Origin of the sequence: Pandoraea vervacti (genome assembly GCF_000934605.2) — a bacterium.
In the GTDB taxonomy this organism is placed as follows: domain Bacteria; phylum Pseudomonadota; class Gammaproteobacteria; order Burkholderiales; family Burkholderiaceae; genus Pandoraea; species Pandoraea vervacti.
Genome location: NZ_CP010897.2, coordinates 4,958,813 through 4,976,935, shown reverse-complemented (window position 1 = coordinate 4,976,935; position 18,123 = coordinate 4,958,813). Strand labels below are relative to the sequence as shown.

The window sequence follows — 18,123 nt, the reverse complement described above, 5'->3', positions numbered from 1 at the left end:
TCAGGACTTACACACGCTATGAGCAAAGATTACAAGGATCTGTTGGTCGCCCTCGATATCGGCACGTCGAAAGTCGTGGCGGTGGTGGCCGAACTGCGCCCTGAAGGCCGCTATGAAGTGATCGGCCTTGGCCAGAGTGAATCGCGCGGCCTGAAAAAGGGCGTCGTGGTGAACATCGAGGCCACGGTGCAGTCCATTCAGCGTGCGCTCGAAGAAGCGGAGCTGATGGCCGACTGCAAGATCACCAACGTCTTCACCGGCATCGCCGGCAGCCATATCCGCAGCTTCAATTCGAGCGGCATGGTGGCGATCAAGGACAAGGAAGTGACGCAGGCCGATGTGGCGCGCGTCATCGAGACGGCCAAGGCGATCAACATTCCGACCGACCAGCAGGTGCTGCATATCCTCACGCAGGAATTCATCATCGACGGGCAGGAGGATGTGCGCGAGCCGATCGGCATGAGCGGTATCCGCCTCGAAGTGAAGGTGCATATCGTGACCGGCGCCGTGTCGGCGGCACAGAACATCGTCAAGTGCGTGCGTCGTTGCGGCCTCGAAGTCAACGATCTGATTCTGCAACCGCTCGCGTCGAGCATCTCGGTGCTCACGGAAGACGAGAAGGAACTGGGCGTGGTGCTGATCGATATCGGTGGCGGCACGACCGATATCGCGATCTTCAGCGAAGGGGCGATCCGTCATACGGCCGTGATTCCGATCGCGGGCGACCAGATCACGAGCGACATCGCGATGGCCGTTCGCACGCCGACGCCGGATGCGGAAGACATCAAGATCCAGCATGGCATCGCCAAGCAGTCGCTGGCCGATCCGGATGAAATGATCGAAGTGCCGGGGCTCGGCGAGCGCGGCCCGCGCACGCTGTCGCGTCAGGCGCTGGCTGCGGTGATCGAACCGCGTGTCGAAGAGTTGTTCTCGCTCGTGCAGCAGGTCGTGCGCGAGTCGGGTTACGAAGAGTTGCTGTCCTCGGGCATCGTGCTCACCGGCGGCGCGGCAATGATGCCGGGCATGGTCGAGCTGGGCGAGGACATCTTCCTCAAGCCGGTGCGCATTGGCGTGCCGGAGTACGCAGGCGGCCTGGCCGACGTGGTGCGCAGCCCGCGCTACGCCACGGCGATGGGCCTGCTGCTCGAAGGACGCTCCCAACGCATGCGTGGCCGCAAGGTCGCGGTGCAGTCGGGGCAGGCGAACCAGGTCTGGACGCGCATGCGTGACTGGTTCTTCAGCAATTTCTAAGGTGTTTTTTGCAGTTTTTGAGGGGTGTGGATCCGGTGTTGAAAACACGCGCGGCTTACCCGAGCCGCACGTGACCCGCAGGACCGGATCTGCTTTTAATTCACTGGAGGCGCTATGAACTTCGAAATGTTGGAAACGGAAACCAACGGCACCATCATCAAGGTGGTGGGTGTTGGTGGCGCTGGCGGCAATGCCGTCCAGCACATGATCAACCGTGGTGTGCAAGGCGTGGAATTTATCGCCATGAACACCGACGCTCAGGCTCTGGGCCGCTCGCAGGCCAGCGTGAACATTCAGCTCGGCAAGACCGGTCTGGGTGCTGGCGCAAAGCCGGAAATGGGCCGTGCCGCCGCGGAAGAAGCGCGCGAGCGAGTCGCTGACGCCTTGCGTGGCGCCCACATGGTGTTCATCACCGCCGGTATGGGTGGCGGCACGGGAACGGGCGCGGCGCCGGTGGTTGCGCAGATCGCCAAGGAAATGGGCATTCTGACCGTTGGCGTCGTCTCGAAGCCGTTCGAGTTCGAAGGCGGCAAGCGTATGCGTGTGGCCGAGACGGGCGCGCAGGAACTCGAAGACAACGTCGATTCGCTGATCGTCGTGCTCAATGACAAGCTGTTCGAAGTCATGGGCGACGATGCCGAAATGGACAAGTGCTTCCAGTGCGCCGATGACGTGCTGCATAACGCCGTCGCAGGCATCGCCGAAATCATCAATGTCGACGGTCTCGTGAACGTCGACTTTGAAGACGTGAAGACGGTGATGGGCGAGCAGGGCAAGGCGATGATGGGGACGGCGACCGTGGCAGGTGTCGATCGTGCGCGTCTGGCGGCCGAACAAGCCGTGGCAAGCCCGCTGCTCGAAGGCGTGGACCTGTCGGGTGCGCGTGGCGTGCTGGTGAACATCACGGCATCGCGTTCGCTGCGTCTGTCGGAAACGCGCGAAGTGATGAACACCATCAAGAGCTACGCCGCCGAAGACGCGACCGTGATTTTCGGTACCGTCTACGACGACAAGATGGGCGATGCACTGCGCGTGACCGTTGTGGCAACCGGCCTGGGCCGTGCGGTGGCAAAGAAGGCTGCTGCACCGATGACGCTGCTCAAGACCGGTACCGACAACATGCCGATCGCCACCGGCCACGTGCCGAACGTCGGTCAGGCCGCCGGTACGGACTACGGCGCGCTCGATACGCCGGCCGTGTGGCGCAGCACGCGCGAGACCGCAGCCTCGCACGTCGCCGCGTTGCAGGAAAAGGGTGTCGACACGTACGACATTCCGGCCTTCCTGCGCAAGCAAGCCGACTGACAGGGTTGCGCGCGGGCCGGGTGCCAGTGCTCGGCGCCGCCGCACCTTGGGAATCGCGAGACCTACGCGGGTCGTCGTGAGGATTCGCCGTCGCTCCGACTACCATGCCATGTGGCGTGGGGAAGGCGCGCCTCGGTAGGCATCCGACGGACGATACGGCAAGGTTGTGACACGTGCCGATGCCTTGTGGCTGCGACAACCAGAGTCGCAAGAGGTATCGACGCTTCACAGATGACGAACGTTACGGGTAAGCGTTCGTGATCCCTGACCCGGTCTCGCGAGTCTGTCCCCCCGACCGCTGCGGCATGCCTCCGTCGCAGTGGCCGGGGTGCCCCGAACCAGATTCGACGCGCAGGTCCAGGACCTGACGTCTAAGATGAAGCAAGGCCATTTTCGCGAAGACGTTGTTTCATGACGCGGTATGGGCGGAGATAGTCCGATGAGGCAACATTCGGAATGTTTAGTAACGAAGCGTTGTGTTTGTGGCACAGCGATGAAGGCGCCGATCTGATATAATTCGATCTATGATCATTAGCGTCTGATAGTTTTAATAAATAGCATGCTTAAGCAGCGCACTCTCAAATCCATCGCCAAGACAGTCGGCATCGGCTTGCACTCCGGTCGCAAGGTCGAGTTGTCGTTGCGTCCGGCGCCGCCCGACACGGGTATCGTCTTTTGCCGTACCGATCTGAATCCTCCCGTGGAGATTCCGGCGTCGGCGATGGCGATCGGCGACACGCGGCTGGCTTCGGTGCTGCAAAAGGATGGTGCGCGGGTGTCCACGGTGGAACACCTGATGTCGGCATGCGCGGGCCTGGGCATCGACAACCTGTATGTCGATGTGACGGCCGAAGAAATTCCGATCATGGACGGCAGCGCCGCGACGTTCGTCTTTCTGATCCAGTCGGCGGGTATCGAAGAGCAGCCTGCCGCGAAGAAGTTCATTCGGGTGACGACGCCGGTCGAGATCCGCGAAGGCGACAAGCTGGCCCGTCTCGATCCGTTCGATGGCTTCAAGCTCAAGTTCACCATCGACTTCCGTCATCCGGCAGTCGATCGCACCGGTCAGGCGCTCGAGATCGACTTCGCCCAGACGTCCTACGCCAAAGAGATCGCGCGTGCTCGCACGTTCGGCTTCGCGCACGAAGTCGAGATGCTGCGTGAGCTGGGTCTGGCGCGCGGCGGCAGCATGGATAACGCGATCGTGCTCGACGAATACCGAATTCTGAACAACGATGGTCTGCGTTACGACGACGAGTTCGTGAAACACAAGATGCTCGACGCTATCGGTGACCTGTATGTGATTGGTCATCCGTTGCTCGCGTCTTACACCGCATACAAGTCCGGGCACGGACTGAACAACCAGCTGCTGCGCGAACTTCTCGCACAGCAAGCCTACGAAATCGTGACGTTCGAGCGCGCGGAGGACGCCCCGCGCGGCTTCCAGTTCGAACCGCAGACCCAGTTCGCATAAGTCGCGCAAACGTCGTGGTCCGCAGCATTGGGCCACGCGGATGTAACAAAAGGAAAGCGCCGGAAATCCGGCGCTTTTTTATTTGACGCGCATACGTTTTCGGTGGCCGGATTCCGTGGCGGTGCGAGTCGTACCACGTGTGGCGAGGGGCAAGGTATCCAGTGAGGCGGGCGCGAACCAAACCGCTTTCGTCCTGACGCCGGCGCCAGGCGCGAACCGTTACGGCTTGCGCGTGCCGCCGTAGGAATGGCGGGAGACCAGCCGGGCGAGCGCGTCGCGCAGCGGAGAGGGCTCCAGCGAGTCGCGCAGGTCTCGAAGGCTGACCAGGCCCTGACGGGACAGACGCGCCTCCTTGGGCGGTTTCTGCGGCTCCGGCGCGGCGATGCTCACGCGGATCCGGATCGTGCGGATCAGCCACCCGCGCGTGGCAAGACCTTCGATCAACGATGGCGTTTGCTGACGCAAACGCGCGGCCAGCGCGTTGTTTGACACCAGGAAAACGAGTGCGCCTTCGCGCGGCGGTGCGAGCCGCACACTTCCGGCAAGGGCAGGGGGAAGCAAGGCGTGAACGTCCCGCTCCAGCCGCCCCAGTTGTTCGGCGGCGACCAGCAGCGAACCGGCACCGTCGGATGCGGATAGCAGATCGGTGAGCGGGCGGGCAACGCGGGGTGCTTTGGGTCGTTTCATATGATGAGACAGATGTCGCCGCATATTTTACCCCGCGATCGGGCGTCACCTCCTGCCATCGCCTGAAAACACCGGATTGTCGACCTTAGCCGCTGCCGGGGCGTGCCACGACAGCATGCTAGAATCCATTTTTCAGTACATATATCGAACCGGCGTGCGGCCAGAGTGCCAAACACGGTGACCCGCAGCGCGCAGACGCCGCGGGCGGATCGTTACTCATGGGGGACAACTCCGGGGGTGAGCTTCCGCCCAAGCAACGGCTGCGCGGGTGCGAACGACATTTGCCGCCCTAACCAGTGATCCGATGATTCCCGGTCTTCTTAAAAAAGTATTTGGCAGCCGCAACCAGCGGCTCATCAAGCAGTACCAGAAAACCGTCGCGGCGATTAACGCCCTCGAGCCGCAAATCGCCCAGCTGAGCGATGAGCAACTGCGCGGCAAGACCGAGGAATTCAAGCAACGTATCGCCCAGGGGGCGAGCGTGGATTCGTTGCTCGTCGAAGCCTTTGCCGTATGCCGTGAGGCCGGTAAGCGCGTGCTTAAGATGCGTCACTTCGACGTTCAGCTCATCGGCGGTATGGTGCTGCACTTCGGCAAGATCGCCGAAATGCGCACGGGTGAAGGCAAGACGCTTGTCGCCACGCTGCCCGCCTATCTGAACGCGCTCTCGGGCAAGGGCGTGCACGTCGTGACCGTCAACGATTATCTGGCGCAACGCGACGCCGAGTGGATGGCGCGTCTGTATAACTTCCTCGGCCTGACGGTGGGTATCAACCTCTCGCAGATGCCGCACGATCAGAAGCAGGCCGCCTACGCCGCCGACATCACGTACGGGACGAACAACGAGTTCGGTTTCGACTACCTGCGCGACAACATGGTCTACGAGACCGAGCAGCGGGTGCAACGTACGCTCAACTACGCCATCGTCGACGAAGTGGACTCGATCCTGATCGACGAAGCGCGCACGCCGCTGATCATCTCCGGTCAGGCCGAAGATCACACCGAACTGTATGTGAAGATGGATCGCCTGCCGGCGATGCTCGAGCGTCAGATCGGCGAAGAAAAGGCCGATGGCACGGGTGTCGAAGTGCCGGGCGATTACACGCTCGATGAGAAGGGCCGTCAGGTATTCCTGACCGAGCGCGGCCACGAGAAGGCCGAGCAACTGCTCGCCGAGTGGGGCATGATCGCCGAGGGCGACAGCCTTTACGCGCCGCAGAACATCACCCTCATGCACCACGTGTACGCCGCGCTGCGCGCACACACGCTGTTCCACAAGGATCAGCATTACGTGGTGCAAAACGACGAGATCGTCATCGTCGACGAATTCACCGGCCGTCTGATGGCCGGTCGCCGCTGGTCCGAAGGCCTGCATCAGGCGGTGGAAGCGAAGGAGCGCGTGAAGATTCAGCACGAGAACCAGACGCTCGCCTCGATCACGTTCCAGAATTACTTCCGCATGTACGCCAAGCTTTCGGGCATGACGGGCACGGCGGATACGGAAGCATTCGAATTCAACGAAATCTATCGTCTCGAGACGGTGGTGATTCCAACGAATCGCGTGCCCAAGCGCATCGACCGTCAGGATCAGATCTACAAGACGGCCAAGGAAAAGTACGACGCCGTCATCAAGGACATTCGCGGGTGTGTGGAGCGTGGCCAGCCGGTGCTGGTCGGCACGACGTCGATCGAAACGTCGGAGTATCTCTCTCAGTTGCTTACGCGCGAGAAGCTGCCGCATCAGGTGCTCAACGCCAAGCAGCATCAGCGCGAAGCCGAGATCGTGGCGCAGGCGGGCCGTCCGGGCGTGATCACCATTGCGACCAACATGGCCGGTCGCGGTACCGACATCGTGCTGGGTGGCAACGTCGAGAAGCAATCGGCGTTCATCGAAGCCGACGCTTCGCTCTCCGACGCCGACAAGCAAGCCCGCATCAAGCAGTTGCAGGACGAGTGGCAAGGCCTGCACGAGCAGGTGAAGACCGCCGGAGGTCTGCACATCATCGGTACCGAGCGCCACGAGTCACGCCGTATCGACAACCAGCTGCGTGGCCGTTCCGGCCGTCAGGGCGACCCGGGCTCGTCGCGCTTCTATCTGTCGCTGGAAGATCCGCTGCTGCGCATTTTTGCCGGCGATCGCGTGCGCGCGATCATGGATCGTCTGAAGATGCCGGAAGGCGAAGCGATCGAAGCGGGTATCGTCACTCGCTCGATCGAGTCGGCACAGCGCAAGGTCGAGGCCCGTAACTTCGACGTGCGCAAGCAATTGCTCGAGTATGACGACGTTGCCAACGATCAGCGCAAGGTGATCTACCAGCAGCGCAACGAACTGCTCGAAGCGCAAGACGTCTCGGAGACGATTGCGGGCATGCGCCAGAGCGTGTTCGAGGATCTGGTGCGTAACTACGTGCCGGCCGGCACCGTGGAAGAGCAGTGGGACCTGAAGGGCCTGGAGACGGTGCTGCGCGAAGAGTGGCAGCTCGACTTGCCGCTGCAATCGCGCATCGAAGGCACGGAAGAGATCGACGACGAGGACATCCTCAAGGAAGTCATGGATGCCGCCGAAGCGTCGTACAACGCCAAGGTCGATCTGGTCGGACGCGAGTCGTTCTCCGGGTTCGAGCGCTCGGTCATGCTGCAAAGCGTGGATTCGAACTGGCGCGAGCATCTGGCGGCGCTGGATCACCTGCGTCAGGGGATTCATCTGCGCGGCTATGCGCAGAAAAATCCGAAGCAGGAATACAAGCGCGAAGCGTTCGAACTGTTCGCGCAGTTGCTCGAGACGATCAAGCTGGAAGTCACGCGCGTCATCATGAACGTGCGCATCCAGTCGCAGGAAGAACTCGAACAGGCCACGGAATCGCTCGACGACAACGCCGGCGGTCTGGTCAACATCGAGTTCAAGCATGACGAACTCGAGACGGTGGGCGGCGAAGGCGAGGTCGACGAGGACGCGGGCCGTCCGGTCGTGGCAGCGCTCGCGCAGGCGGCAGCGGGCGCGGGCGCAGCGGCATCGGCCGGCGGCGATTTCCTGCCGAAGGTCGGACGTAACGATCCGTGCCCGTGCGGCAGTGGCAAGAAATTCAAGCACTGCCACGGCAAACTGTCTTAAGATGTGAACCGATCGACGCGGCGCCGACTCTTTATCGGCGCCGCGTCGTTTGTAGCGCCGGTTTTTGCCACCGGCCGCACCGATCAACCGCCGCCCCGGCGGGCTGTCGTGCCGACATCGCCAGGGCGGGAGCTGCAACCTTATCTCTCGCGGGCGAACCCTCATGGCCGTCAATTTCCCCTCGATCGAAGCCTCCCAACTGCACGCCGTTCCGGGTGTGGAACTGGGCTGGGCCGAAGCCAATATCCGCAAACCGAACCGCAAGGACGTGCTCGTCATGCGACTGGCCCCCGGCAGCACGGTGTCAGGCGTTTTCACGACGAATCGCTTCTGCGCCGCGCCGGTGACGGTGTGCAAGGAGCATCTCGCGGCCAACGCGGGCATTCGGGCGCTCGTCGTCAACACGGGAAACGCCAATGCCGGTACCGGCGAGCCCGGCATGCTGGCCACGCGCGCCACGTGCGATGCGCTCGCCAAGCTGCTGAACGTGTCGTCGAACCAGATTCTGCCGTTCTCGACGGGCGTGATTCTGGAGCCGCTGCCGGTGGACCGCCTCGTCGCGGGGCTCCCGCAGGCTATTGGCAATCTGGCGCCCGCACACTGGTACGAAGCCGCGCAGTCGATCATGACGACCGATACGTTGCCCAAGGCGGCGTCGCGTCAGATCGTGATCGACGGTCACACGATCGTACTCACGGGCGTGAGCAAGGGCGCAGGCATGATCAAGCCGAACATGGCGACCATGCTCGGTTTCGTCGGCACCAACGCCCGCGTGGCGCAGCCGGTGCTCGATGCCCTGGTGAAGTTCGTGGCCGACCGCTCGTTCAACGCCATTACGATCGACGGCGATACGTCCACCAACGATTCGTTTATCGTCGCGGCGACCGGCCAGACCGAATTGCCGGAAATCGCAAGCACGGATACGGCGGCATTCGCGGCGTTCCGTGAAGCGCTGCTCTCGATCTCGCAAGAACTCGCGCAACTGATTGTGCGCGATGGCGAGGGCGCGACCAAGTTCATCACCGTGACGGTCGAAGGCGGTCGTGATGTGGCCGAGTGCCGTCAGATCGCGTACGCCATCGGCCATTCGCCGCTGGTGAAGACCGCGTTCTTTGCGTCGGATCCGAATCTGGGCCGCATTCTGGCCGCGATCGGCTATGCCGGCGTGAACGATCTGGACGTCAGCAAGATCGATCTTTATCTGGACGACGTGCTCGTTGCGCGTGCCGGTGGCCGTAATGCCGACTACCGGGAAGAAGATGGCCAGCGCGTGATGAAGCAAAGTGAAATTACGGTACGTGTGGTGCTGGGTCGTGGCGACGCCGCGGCAACGCTGTGGACGTGCGACCTGTCGCACGACTATGTGAGCATCAACGCGGACTACCGCTCTTGAGACCTGACGCGACGGCCTGAATCGCATTCGGCTTCCCACAGGAGGCGAGGGCCGTCGGCGCGGGCAGCCGATGCCTGACCGGCATCGGCGCTGCGCCGGTGAGATGGCGCGTTCGATACCTCGGGTATTTCGGCATCGGACGCATCGTCGGTTGGTGGCACAAGCACCGTGGCGCACAGCGAAGGGAAACGACAACACCTGGCAGCATCGACACGAGCGCCCGTGAGCGGCGCGGGGATTTCGAAGCATGGACAAACTGGAACAATTCCTGACGCGCGCCGAAGGCGTGCTGGCACGGCTGGAGGCGATGCTGCCTCCGGCTACCCCCGAGATCGACTGGAGCGTCGCCACGGCGTTTCGCTGGCGCAAGAAGCAGGGGCGTGGCTTCCTGCAACCGGTCGCACACGTCTCGGCCATCACGCTGGACGATTTGCAGAACATCGAGCGTCAGAAGGCGCTGATTGAGCAGAACACCCGCCAGTTCGTGCGCGGCGAGCCGGCCAATAACGTGTTGCTCACCGGTGCGCGTGGCACGGGCAAGTCGTCGCTCATCAAGGCGTGTCTGAATCAGTACGCCTCCGAGGGGCTGCGTCTGATTGAAGTCGACAAGGACGACCTGACGGACCTGGGCGACATCGTCGATCTGATTTCGCAGCGCCCCGAGCGCTTTGTCGTCTTCTGCGACGACCTGTCGTTCGAAGACGGCGAATCGGGCTACAAGGCACTCAAGGTCGCGCTGGACGGGTCCGTGGCTGCCCAATCGGATAACGTGCTGATCTACGCGACGTCCAACCGCCGTCACTTGCTGCCGGAGTACATGAAGGACAACGAGAGCTATCGCCACACCGACGACGGTGAGATTCATCCGGGTGAAGTGATCGAGGAAAAGATTTCGCTGTCCGAGCGCTTCGGGCTGTGGGTCAGTTTCTATCCGTTCAAGCAGGACGACTATCTGACGATCGTCGGCCATTGGTTGCAGCACTTCGGTGTGCCGGCCGAGCAAACGGAAAGTGCGCGTCAGGAGGCATTGATCTGGGCGCTTGAGCGCGGTTCGCGCTCAGGGCGTGTGGCGTTCCAGTTTGCGCGCGACTGGGCGGGCAAGCAGCGTGGGGCGTCGCAAGCGTCTTAGGCGTCTCAGGCGTCTCAGACGCCATGCAACTGAGCGGAATTTGGGTGGCGAGGCGTCGCATTGCGCTGACCTGCAAGTCGGTGCGCTCGGCGTGCCACCCGTCCAGGCAAGAGATACGGTAGGTGTCGCAATATGACAGACATGAAGCAAACTGCGCCCGATGGGCGTCCCGTCACGGAAGTGGCCGTCGGTGTGATGGTGCGCCCGGACGGGGCGGTGCTGCTCGGGCAGCGTCCGGCCGGCAAGCCTTATGCCGGCTACTGGGAATTCCCCGGCGGCAAGCTCGAAGTGGGTGAGTCGGTAGCTGCCGCATTGGCGCGCGAACTGCACGAAGAGCTTGGCGTGACGGTCGAGCGCTGCGCCCCGTGGCGCGTGCTGGAGCACGATTACCCGCATGCGTACGTGCGGCTGCACTTCTGCAAGGTGACGGCGTGGCAGGGCGAGCCTCACGGCAAGGAAGGGCAGGCACTCGCGTGGGAACACCCGCCGGTGAGCGTCGAGCCGTTGCTGCCCGCTGCATTGCCTCCGCTGACCTGGCTTGCTGAAGAACTGGCGCAGCGGTCCTGATTGATGACGACCCATGTCAGTCACCCATGTCGCAGGCCGGAAAGGTCGTGACGGTCGTGACGGTCGTGGCGGTCACAATGGTCGCAACGGTCGCTGGATGGGTTGATCGCCATCGATGTGACGAAGGCGGGCAACATTGAAGTACAGAAATACAAAAAAGGCACCGTCAGGTGCCTTTTTCTTTGGTGCTGACGATGCCCATTAGCGCATCACGGCGTTGCCGTGCAGCTCGATATCAGCGCTGGGTCGGGTCGAGCGGTGATTCCTGCGGCGGATCTTCGGGCGACTCGGCGGGGATCGTGTATTTCTCGGCGGCCCATGCGCCCATATCGATCTGCTTGCAGCGCTCGGAGCAGAAGGGGCGGAATTTGGACTGCGGCTCCCAAACGACCTTCTTGCCGCAGGTCGGACAGTTCACGACGCTCGTCATGGCTTACAGATTGCAAAGGGTCAGCAGGAACGGCACATCGCTGTCGACCGGACGCGGTTTCAGATCGCCGTCCTGTGTCGTAAAGCGCACCCACAGCATGTACTTGTTGGCGCTGGCTTCCGGAATCACGCGAAGGTCTGCCGCAACGCGCACCTGCATCAGTTGATACACGCGTCCCGTGAGCATCTGCTGATAGCTGCCCTGCTGCGCCATGGCCTTGCTGGCATGGCCGGATTCGCGCGCGAGGCCCAGTACGATACCGATGGCGTCGCGAATCGGGAACAGCGGACCAATCCACTTATCGATGTCGTGACGGCGCTGTTCGGCATCGTTATGACGCCATGCGTAATACGAGGGCAGGTCGAAACGGCAGGTACCGCCAGGAATCACCGAGCGGCTGCGAATGCTGGCAAGCCATTCGTTGTCGTTCAGATGCTGGCCGGGCTTGCCGGGAATCTGGTTGAGGTTCGCAATCGCGAGCTCGACTTCGCCGATGAATTGTTCGAGCGCGTCGGAGGCGATATCGGGGTTGCCGCGGTAGGTCTGCAGCGTCTGACGTTGCCGGTCGAGTTCCTTGACCAGTTCGTTCTTCAGATCGGTGCGACCGGCGATGTCGGCAATCTCGAACATCGTGATCAGGGCCGCATGATGATCGAGCGGCTGATCCTGTCCGACGAAAAAGGCAAAGCGCCCGAACAGCTCTTCTAGCCGAAGCAGCGTGCGAATGCGTTCGTTGAGCGGATATTCGTACAGGATCAAGCGCGTTGGCCCAAAAGTTGGCGCTTTTCAGCGTAATGGCGACATTCTAATGCGGGAAACTGTCGCGTTGCAACGCGAGTCGGCGCTCAATCGAGGGCAAACGGCGAGACTTCTGCACGAAATGCTCATCAAACTCGATTTGCCGCTGAGTCGCGCCATGCCCCCATACCCTGCACCTGCCCCCGTACCCCTCATCGACAGCCACACCAGCGTCCCCGCTTCGCCCCCGCTTCACACCCGCTTCACACCCACTTCGCTTCCCTATTCGCGCCCACCTCGGACCCTATTCGCCGCCGGTCAGTTTCGCGAGCTGAAGGTAGGTGGCATGCAAGCGGTCGACCTGTGGCGCGAGCGGCGCATGCTGGACATCGTTGTCGATGATGTCGTCCGCCGCAGCGAGCCGCTGGGCGCGCGAGGCCTGACGCGCCATGATCGCCTGCACCTGCTCGCGGGTGAAGCGATTGCGCGACATGACGCGCGCGATCTGCGTCTCCTCTGTGCAGTCGACGACGAGAACGCGCTGCACGCGCTCGCGCCACGTTCCCGATTCGACCAACAGCGGTACGACGAAAATCAGATACGGCCCGTCGGCTTCGGCCGCCGCCCGCTCGCACTCCGTACGAATCAGCGGATGGGTGATGGCTTCCAAACGGGCTTTTGCCGCATCGTCGGAAAAGACCGCCTCGCGCATGCGCGCACGGTCGAGCGAGCCGTCCGGTGCGACGAAGGTGTCGCCGAACGCGCGACGAATCGCCGGCATCGCGGCGCCCCCGGGCGCGGTAATGCTGTGCGCGATCGCATCGGTGTCGATGATCGCGATACCGTGAGTGGCGAACAGATTGGCGACAGTGGTCTTGCCGCTGCCGATGCCGCCGGTCAGGCCGATGGCGTAAGTCATGGAGCTCCTCCGATCCAAAGCATCAGGCCGTCGCCGCCAAAGAGCGTGACAACGCCTGCGGCAGCAAGAAACGCGCCGAAAGGAAACATCTGATCACTACGCAGGCGCCCCATCAGCCAGGCGCTCCCGGCGAAGACGATGGCGAGCAGGCAGGCGACCAGCAGGATTTGGGGCAGCGCCGTCCAGCCGAACCAGGCGCCGAGCGCCGCGAAAAGTTTGAAGTCGCCGAAGCCCATGCCTTCGCGTCGACGCACGCACCAGTACACCCAGTACATGGCCCACAGACTCAGGTATCCGGCGGCAGCGCCGATCACAGCCGACGGCAAGGCGGCAAACCAGTGACCGAGATTGCAGAGTAGTCCGGCCCAGAGGAGCGGCAGCGTGAGAATGTCCGGCAACAGCTGTGTGTCGTGATCGATATAAGCGAGCGCGATGAGCGTCCACACCAGTCCGAGCGCACCGATGCTCTGCCACGTGGGGCCGAAGCGCCAGGATATGGCGGCGCTGAGCGCACCGCTGAGCAGCGCGAGTTGCCAGCGGCGCGACGGTGCGGCGTCTGTTGATGCGGTGGGAAGCGCCGCCGCGCCGATTTCCGGGAGTTTCGCGCCCGGCGCGAGCGCAAGCGGTGTCGTTGGAACGGATGGTGCGGATGGTGCGGATGGTGCGGATGGTGCTGAGGCCGCCGCAGCGGCTGGCGCGCCGTCGGTGGTCTCCGCGGCCTGAAGTTCTTCCAACCATGCGCGCTCGATCGCCGCCGGTACGCGACGCACGACGACGTTCAGCAGCAGTCCGGCAATGGCGCCGGCGATCGCGAAGATCGCGAGACGCCAGTGAGGCGCGAGTTGGGCGAGCCAGTCGACGAGAAGCAGCTCAGCGTAGCCATCGAGGGCGTTCATGCGACACCATATCCGAGTTGGAACATCGGCAGGTACATGGCAAGGACCATGCCGCCGATCAGCAGGCCGAGAAACGTAATCATCATGGGTTCGAGCGTGGCGCAGGTACTGACCAGCGCATGCGACGCTTCTTCGTCGAGCAAGCCGGCGGCCTGGTTGAGCATGCGCCCGAGTGTACCCGATTCCTCCCCGATCACGACCAGTTGCGCTATCGCCAGCGGCCAACGGGCATCCGCCTCCAGGCACGTCGCCAACCGGGCGCCACGCGCGACCTTTCGATGCACTTCGTGTGCGGCGTGCTGCATGACGAGATTGCCGCAGGCGCTGGCGGCGGCGTCCATGGCGTCGGGCAGCGCGACGCCTGCATCGAGCAGCGTGCCCAAGGTTCTGGCCCAGCGCGCGGCGCTCATCATATGGATGATCCTGCCCGCACCCGGCAAGTGCAGCAGGCAGCGGTCTCGCTGCCGTCGCATTCGGGGACTGCGCCGCACGGCAGCAGCAAGGATCAACCCCGCCGCACCCGCACATGCGAGCACCCAAGGTCCGTTGTTCAGTGATGCCCGGGAGAGATCGATCAGCCAGCGAGTCAGGAGCGGTAAGGGCAAGCCGCCGCCGGCCGCACTCGCGAACAGACGCTCGAACTCCGGGATCACCCATTGCAGCAGCGCGGCGATAACGGCGAGCGCTACCGCTAGCACGGTGAGGGGGTACGTGAGCGCGCGTTGCAGTTTGTCGCGTATGCCTTTCGCATGATCGTAGTGTGCGCTCAGGCGCGCCAGCGTCGGGCCAAGTTGTCCGCTCAGCTCGGCCGCCGCGATCAACTGACAATCGACGCTGCCGAACCGATGGCTCGCCCGCGCCATGGCCAGCGCCAGCGGATGTCCCTGTGCGACATCCTGCGCAATGCGGGACGCCAGGCGCTTGAGCCCCCGGGTGTGCGCGCCGCGCGCCAGTACATCGAGCGCGGCGCTCAGTGGCACGCCTGCACCGATCAGCGTAGCGAGGCGCCGCACGAGATCGGACGCATCCGCCGATCGGGTGCGTGCCGAAGGAGTCTGTCGACGTCCCGGCGCTACGTGCGTAATCGTCATCTGCGGATATTGCCGACGCAACGCCAGACGCACCGCCGCCTCGCCGTGCGCGACCCATTCCCCGCGTCGGCGTTGGCCATCGGCCTCGCGCCCCTGCCAGTGCCACTGGCGTGGCCGGATCATTCGAGACATGAGGCATCTCCGGCAGATGTGCGCCCGAGTTGCGTGCGGCAATTGCCGTTCGATTTCGGGTTCGATTCCGGTTCAGGCAGGCGTCGTGGCATCGACATCCTCCTGGCTAACGGTTCCCGCCTCGACGTGCCATAGTCCCGACTCGCGCAACGTCATCACGCCTTCGCTTTGGGCTTGCGCCGCCAGTTCGTGCGGGCTGCGTGCCTGCGAGATGTTGATGGCTTGCGTGGCGCTGATGGGCATCACCTGAAACGCGCCCACGCGTCCTGCAAAGCCGCTGCCGCGGCACCGCATGCACGCGTGGGTGCTGCGTTGGCCATCCCCCGTTGCGTTGCCCGGCGCGCACCCGGCAGGACATCGGCGCCTGAGCAAGCGCTGCGCACTGATGAGCAGCAGCGTCGACGAGAGATTGAAAGGCGCGACACCGAGGTCGAAGAGCCGTGCGAGCGTGCTTGGCGCGTCGTTTGCGTGCACCGTGGCGAATACGAGATGGCCCGTCTGGGCCGCCTGCACGGCAATCTCCGCGGTCTGCGCATCGCGAATCTCCCCGACGACGAGCACGTCGGGATCTTGCCGGAGAAAGGCGCGCAACGCCGTTGCGAAGTCGAGTCCGGCGCGCTCGTTGAGATTGACCTGCGTGACGCCCGGCAGGCGAATTTCCACGGGGTCCTCGATGGTGACGATATTGCGCGAGGCGTCGTTCAGACGTCGCAGGCAGCTGTACAGCGAGACGGTCTTGCCGCTACCGGTCGGACCGGTGAGCAGGATCATCCCGTGTGGACACGCGATCGCCCGTGTCAAGGCGAGGTACTGCGTCGGTGTATAGCCCAGACCCTCGAGTGAGAGCGGTACCTTTGCGCCATCGAGTAACCGCACCACGAGTTTTTCACCGTGCAGTGTCGGCAGCGCGCTCACGCGGCACTCGACCGGCTCTCCGGCCTCACGCCAGAGCATGCGTCCATCTTGCGGCAAACGCTTCTGCGCAATGTCCAGATTCGCGAGCACCTTCAGGCGTGAGACGAGCATGTCGCGCCACGGCAAGGGAACGTCACGGTATTCCTGCAGGCGCCCATCGATACGCAGGCGCACGCGAAAGCGTTGCGCCATCGGCTCGAAATGCACGTCCGACGCACCGGCGCGCACCGCGTCGCTCAATATCTCTTCAAGGCATTGCAGCGGCGTGGTGGCCTTGGGTGCGCCAGGGTCGAAGGGGTGGGGGATGGCAGGGTTTGAGGCCGATGCGCGATGATTTACCGACGGCGTGGTGTCGTTCGAGAGAGCGGCTGAGTGCGACATGACAGGGTCCGGCGAGAGCTGCGTGAAGCTTCAGTCTCGACGCAACCCTGCGACGACTCAATCGGAAAAAACCGAAAAATGCCCTCGTGTGACGTGCAGTGAGCGAAGGTGACGCGATCGATTCACGCAGTTCGCAAGTCGATACGCTTCATCGCACGCTCACGACTCAGTCGTGGTGCGCAGGACGCGGTCCCGGTTTGAACAGGCGCACGGTCTTGATCGCCTGATTGTCGATCTGCACGATTTCCATGCGAAGGCCATCGATCTCCAGACTGACGGATGCTTCCGGAATCTCGCGCAGCACTTCGAGAATCAAGCCGTTGAGCGTTTTGGGGCCATCGGTCGGCAGGTGCAGTCCCAGTCGGCGGTTCAGATCGCGCAGTCCGACGCCGCCGCCAACCAGACACTCCCCTTCGGCCGTCCAGCCCGAGCGGCTGCCGCCGGCGCCGGGCACGCTCGTCGTGAATTCGCCGATGAGTTCTTCGATGATGTCTTCGGTCGTGACGAGCCCCTCGACCTCGCCGTATTCGTTGACGACCAGCCCCACACGACGCTGGTTCTCCTGGAAATACTGCAACTGACGCAACGCCGGCGTATCGCTCGGAATGAAGTACGGATCGACGAGCAATGCGCGCAACGTGTCGACGGTGATGTCGTCCGGGTGGCGCAGTGCGGAAAGGGTGCGGCGCACGGGAAGAATGCCGACGATGCGATCGATGTCGCCGTCATAGACCGGCAGCTTGTTGTGGTAGCAAGTCTCGAGTTGCGAGAGGATCGTGTCGAGGGGGGCTGAGATATCCAGGGCCTCGATACGCGCGCGCGGCACCATCACGTCGTCGACCGCGATATTCTCCAGGTCGAGCAGGTTGAGCAGCACGCTGCGCGGTTTGGTCGGCATGTAGTTGCCGGCCTCAAGCACAATGGTGCGCAATTCCTCGGTCGTCAGGCGCGTTTCTCCGGCCGCGCGACGTGTGTCGATCCGCAGCACACGGAGCATGCCGCGCACGAAACTGTTCAGCACCCAAACCAGCGGCCTGGCGGCGGCGACGATGGGCTTGAGCGGTGTGCTGACAGACAGGGCGATGCGATCCGGATACGTTGCGCCGACGATCTTCGGGGCGATCTCGGCGAAGATGATGATCAGCAACGCAATGACCGCCGTGGCGATGGACAGCGTGATGGCATCGTTGCCGAAGTAGCGCACCGCAATCGAGGTGGTGAGCACCGGCACGACGGTATTGATGACGTTGTTGCCGACCAGAATCGTCGAGAGAAGATCTTCGGTGCGCGAGAGCAGTCCCTGCGTCGACCGGGCGCCGTGCACGTTCATGCGCACGAGGTGCTTCAGGCGATGGCGGTTGAGCGCCATCATGCTGGTCTCGGAAATGGAAAAGAATCCCGAGCAGACGATCAGGAAGGCGACGGCGCAAATCTGCGCCCATAAGGGCAAGGCGTCCAAGCTGTTAGATGCGCGACAAGCGCTGGGGGGTGGCAATGAGTTGCCACTATATCAGAGGGGATAACGGCGCCAGTGATGAGGCTTTTTTCGAATCGCCGCGAGGTTGCCGGTGGCGACCGGATTGCGATGGACTGCCAAGTGTCCATCGAGGACGTAGTGTCCGGCTGCTGTTCTCGACGCAGAAATAAAAAAAACCGACGGACAATGCCGTCGGTTTTTTTGCTTTGCATAAAGCAAAGTAAAT

The 18,123-nt window shown here is 62.9% G+C and carries 15 protein-coding genes; 7 read left to right on the top strand and 8 right to left on the bottom strand.

Annotation, left to right across the window (positions count from 1 at the left end):
* The first annotated feature begins 18 nt into the window (after nt 1-18).
* From ftsA to lpxC, 3 genes are all read left to right on the top strand, one after another.
* Nucleotides 19-1,251, top strand: coding sequence for a cell division protein FtsA (ftsA, locus tag UC34_RS21710; protein WP_010806905.1), 1,233 nt, complete (start codon nt 19-21; stop codon nt 1,249-1,251).
* Between the two features lie 114 nt (nt 1,252-1,365).
* Nucleotides 1,366-2,556, top strand: a complete 1,191-nt coding sequence (ftsZ, locus tag UC34_RS21705) for a cell division protein FtsZ (protein ID WP_044457160.1) — start codon at nt 1,366-1,368, stop codon at nt 2,554-2,556.
* A 559-nt stretch (nt 2,557-3,115) separates the two neighbouring features.
* Nucleotides 3,116-4,030: a UDP-3-O-acyl-N-acetylglucosamine deacetylase gene (gene lpxC / locus UC34_RS21700; RefSeq protein ID WP_044457159.1), complete on the top strand. Its 915-nt coding sequence runs from the start codon at nt 3,116-3,118 to the stop codon at nt 4,028-4,030.
* 219 nt (nt 4,031-4,249) lie between these two features.
* On the opposite strand, the gene UC34_RS21695 is transcribed toward lpxC, so the two are convergent.
* Entirely contained in the window at nt 4,250-4,717 is a 468-nt protein-coding gene (locus tag UC34_RS21695) for a DciA family protein (RefSeq protein ID WP_044457158.1), read from the bottom strand.
* A gap of 304 nt (nt 4,718-5,021) precedes the next feature.
* Here UC34_RS21695 and secA point away from each other — a divergent pair, with 304 nt between their 5' ends.
* The 4 genes from secA (at nt 5,022) to UC34_RS21675 (ending at nt 10,918) form a co-directional block, all read left to right on the top strand.
* Complete coding sequence (gene secA / locus UC34_RS21690) at nt 5,022-7,829, top strand: preprotein translocase subunit SecA (RefSeq protein WP_044457157.1); 2,808 nt, start codon at nt 5,022-5,024, stop codon at nt 7,827-7,829.
* A 163-nt stretch (nt 7,830-7,992) separates the two neighbouring features.
* Nucleotides 7,993-9,222 (top strand): bifunctional glutamate N-acetyltransferase/amino-acid acetyltransferase ArgJ, encoded by a 1,230-nt coding sequence (gene argJ / locus UC34_RS21685; protein WP_044457156.1) that lies wholly within the window; start codon nt 7,993-7,995, stop codon nt 9,220-9,222.
* 247 nt (nt 9,223-9,469) lie between these two features.
* Entirely contained in the window at nt 9,470-10,351 is an 882-nt protein-coding gene (locus UC34_RS21680; protein WP_044457155.1) for an ATP-binding protein, read from the top strand.
* A gap of 132 nt (nt 10,352-10,483) precedes the next feature.
* Nucleotides 10,484-10,918, top strand: a complete 435-nt coding sequence (locus UC34_RS21675; protein ID WP_044457154.1) for an NUDIX domain-containing protein — start codon at nt 10,484-10,486, stop codon at nt 10,916-10,918.
* A 235-nt stretch (nt 10,919-11,153) separates the two neighbouring features.
* Here UC34_RS21675 and yacG read toward each other — a convergent pair whose 3' ends face one another.
* From yacG to UC34_RS21640, 7 genes are all read right to left on the bottom strand, one after another.
* Nucleotides 11,154-11,348: a DNA gyrase inhibitor YacG gene (gene yacG / locus UC34_RS21670; protein WP_044457153.1), complete on the bottom strand. Its 195-nt coding sequence runs from the start codon at nt 11,346-11,348 to the stop codon at nt 11,154-11,156.
* Nucleotides 11,349-11,351: 3 nt separating this feature from the next.
* Nucleotides 11,352-12,107, bottom strand: coding sequence for a cell division protein ZapD (zapD, locus tag UC34_RS21665; protein ID WP_044457152.1), 756 nt, complete (start codon nt 12,105-12,107; stop codon nt 11,352-11,354).
* Nucleotides 12,108-12,390: 283 nt separating this feature from the next.
* The gene (gene coaE, locus UC34_RS21660; protein ID WP_044457151.1) at nt 12,391-13,005 is read right to left on the bottom strand and encodes a dephospho-CoA kinase; all 615 of its coding nucleotides are present in this window, start codon (nt 13,003-13,005) and stop codon (nt 12,391-12,393) included.
* A complete protein-coding gene (locus UC34_RS21655) occupies nt 13,002-13,901 on the bottom strand; it encodes a prepilin peptidase (RefSeq protein WP_044457150.1) in 900 nt (299 codons plus the stop codon). Before UC34_RS21655 ends, coaE begins: the two co-directional genes overlap by 4 nt.
* Nucleotides 13,898-15,124: a type II secretion system F family protein gene (locus UC34_RS21650; RefSeq protein WP_044457149.1), complete on the bottom strand. Its 1,227-nt coding sequence runs from the start codon at nt 15,122-15,124 to the stop codon at nt 13,898-13,900. The genes UC34_RS21655 and UC34_RS21650 overlap by 4 nt, the downstream gene beginning before the upstream one ends.
* A 72-nt stretch (nt 15,125-15,196) precedes the next feature.
* On the bottom strand, nt 15,197-16,420 hold the full coding sequence (locus UC34_RS21645) for a GspE/PulE family protein (RefSeq protein WP_044457148.1): 1,224 nt from the start codon (nt 16,418-16,420) through the stop codon (nt 15,197-15,199).
* A gap of 166 nt (nt 16,421-16,586) precedes the next feature.
* Nucleotides 16,587-17,879, bottom strand: coding sequence for an HlyC/CorC family transporter (locus tag UC34_RS21640; protein WP_072617520.1), 1,293 nt, complete (start codon nt 17,877-17,879; stop codon nt 16,587-16,589).
* Nucleotides 17,880-18,123 lie beyond the last annotated feature (244 nt).

Excerpts from the sequence above, each read along its gene's own strand:
- ftsA (WP_010806905.1), top strand. The coding sequence starts at position 19 with ATGAGCAAAGATTACAAGGATCTGTTGGTCGCCCTCGATATCGGCACG.
- ftsZ (WP_044457160.1), top strand. The coding sequence starts at position 1,366 with ATGAACTTCGAAATGTTGGAAACGGAAACCAACGGCACCATCATCAAG.
- lpxC (WP_044457159.1), top strand. The coding sequence starts at position 3,116 with ATGCTTAAGCAGCGCACTCTCAAATCCATCGCCAAGACAGTCGGCATC.
- UC34_RS21695 (WP_044457158.1), bottom strand. The coding sequence starts at position 4,717 with ATGAAACGACCCAAAGCACCCCGCGTTGCCCGCCCGCTCACCGATCTG.
- secA (WP_044457157.1), top strand. The coding sequence starts at position 5,022 with ATGATTCCCGGTCTTCTTAAAAAAGTATTTGGCAGCCGCAACCAGCGG.
- argJ (WP_044457156.1), top strand. The coding sequence starts at position 7,993 with ATGGCCGTCAATTTCCCCTCGATCGAAGCCTCCCAACTGCACGCCGTT.
- UC34_RS21680 (WP_044457155.1), top strand. The coding sequence starts at position 9,470 with ATGGACAAACTGGAACAATTCCTGACGCGCGCCGAAGGCGTGCTGGCA.
- UC34_RS21675 (WP_044457154.1), top strand. The coding sequence starts at position 10,484 with ATGACAGACATGAAGCAAACTGCGCCCGATGGGCGTCCCGTCACGGAA.
- yacG (WP_044457153.1), bottom strand. The coding sequence starts at position 11,348 with ATGACGAGCGTCGTGAACTGTCCGACCTGCGGCAAGAAGGTCGTTTGG.
- coaE (WP_044457151.1), bottom strand. The coding sequence starts at position 13,005 with ATGACTTACGCCATCGGCCTGACCGGCGGCATCGGCAGCGGCAAGACC.
- UC34_RS21655 (WP_044457150.1), bottom strand. The coding sequence starts at position 13,901 with ATGAACGCCCTCGATGGCTACGCTGAGCTGCTTCTCGTCGACTGGCTC.
- UC34_RS21650 (WP_044457149.1), bottom strand. The coding sequence starts at position 15,124 with ATGTCTCGAATGATCCGGCCACGCCAGTGGCACTGGCAGGGGCGCGAG.
- UC34_RS21645 (WP_044457148.1), bottom strand. The coding sequence starts at position 16,420 with ATGTCGCACTCAGCCGCTCTCTCGAACGACACCACGCCGTCGGTAAAT.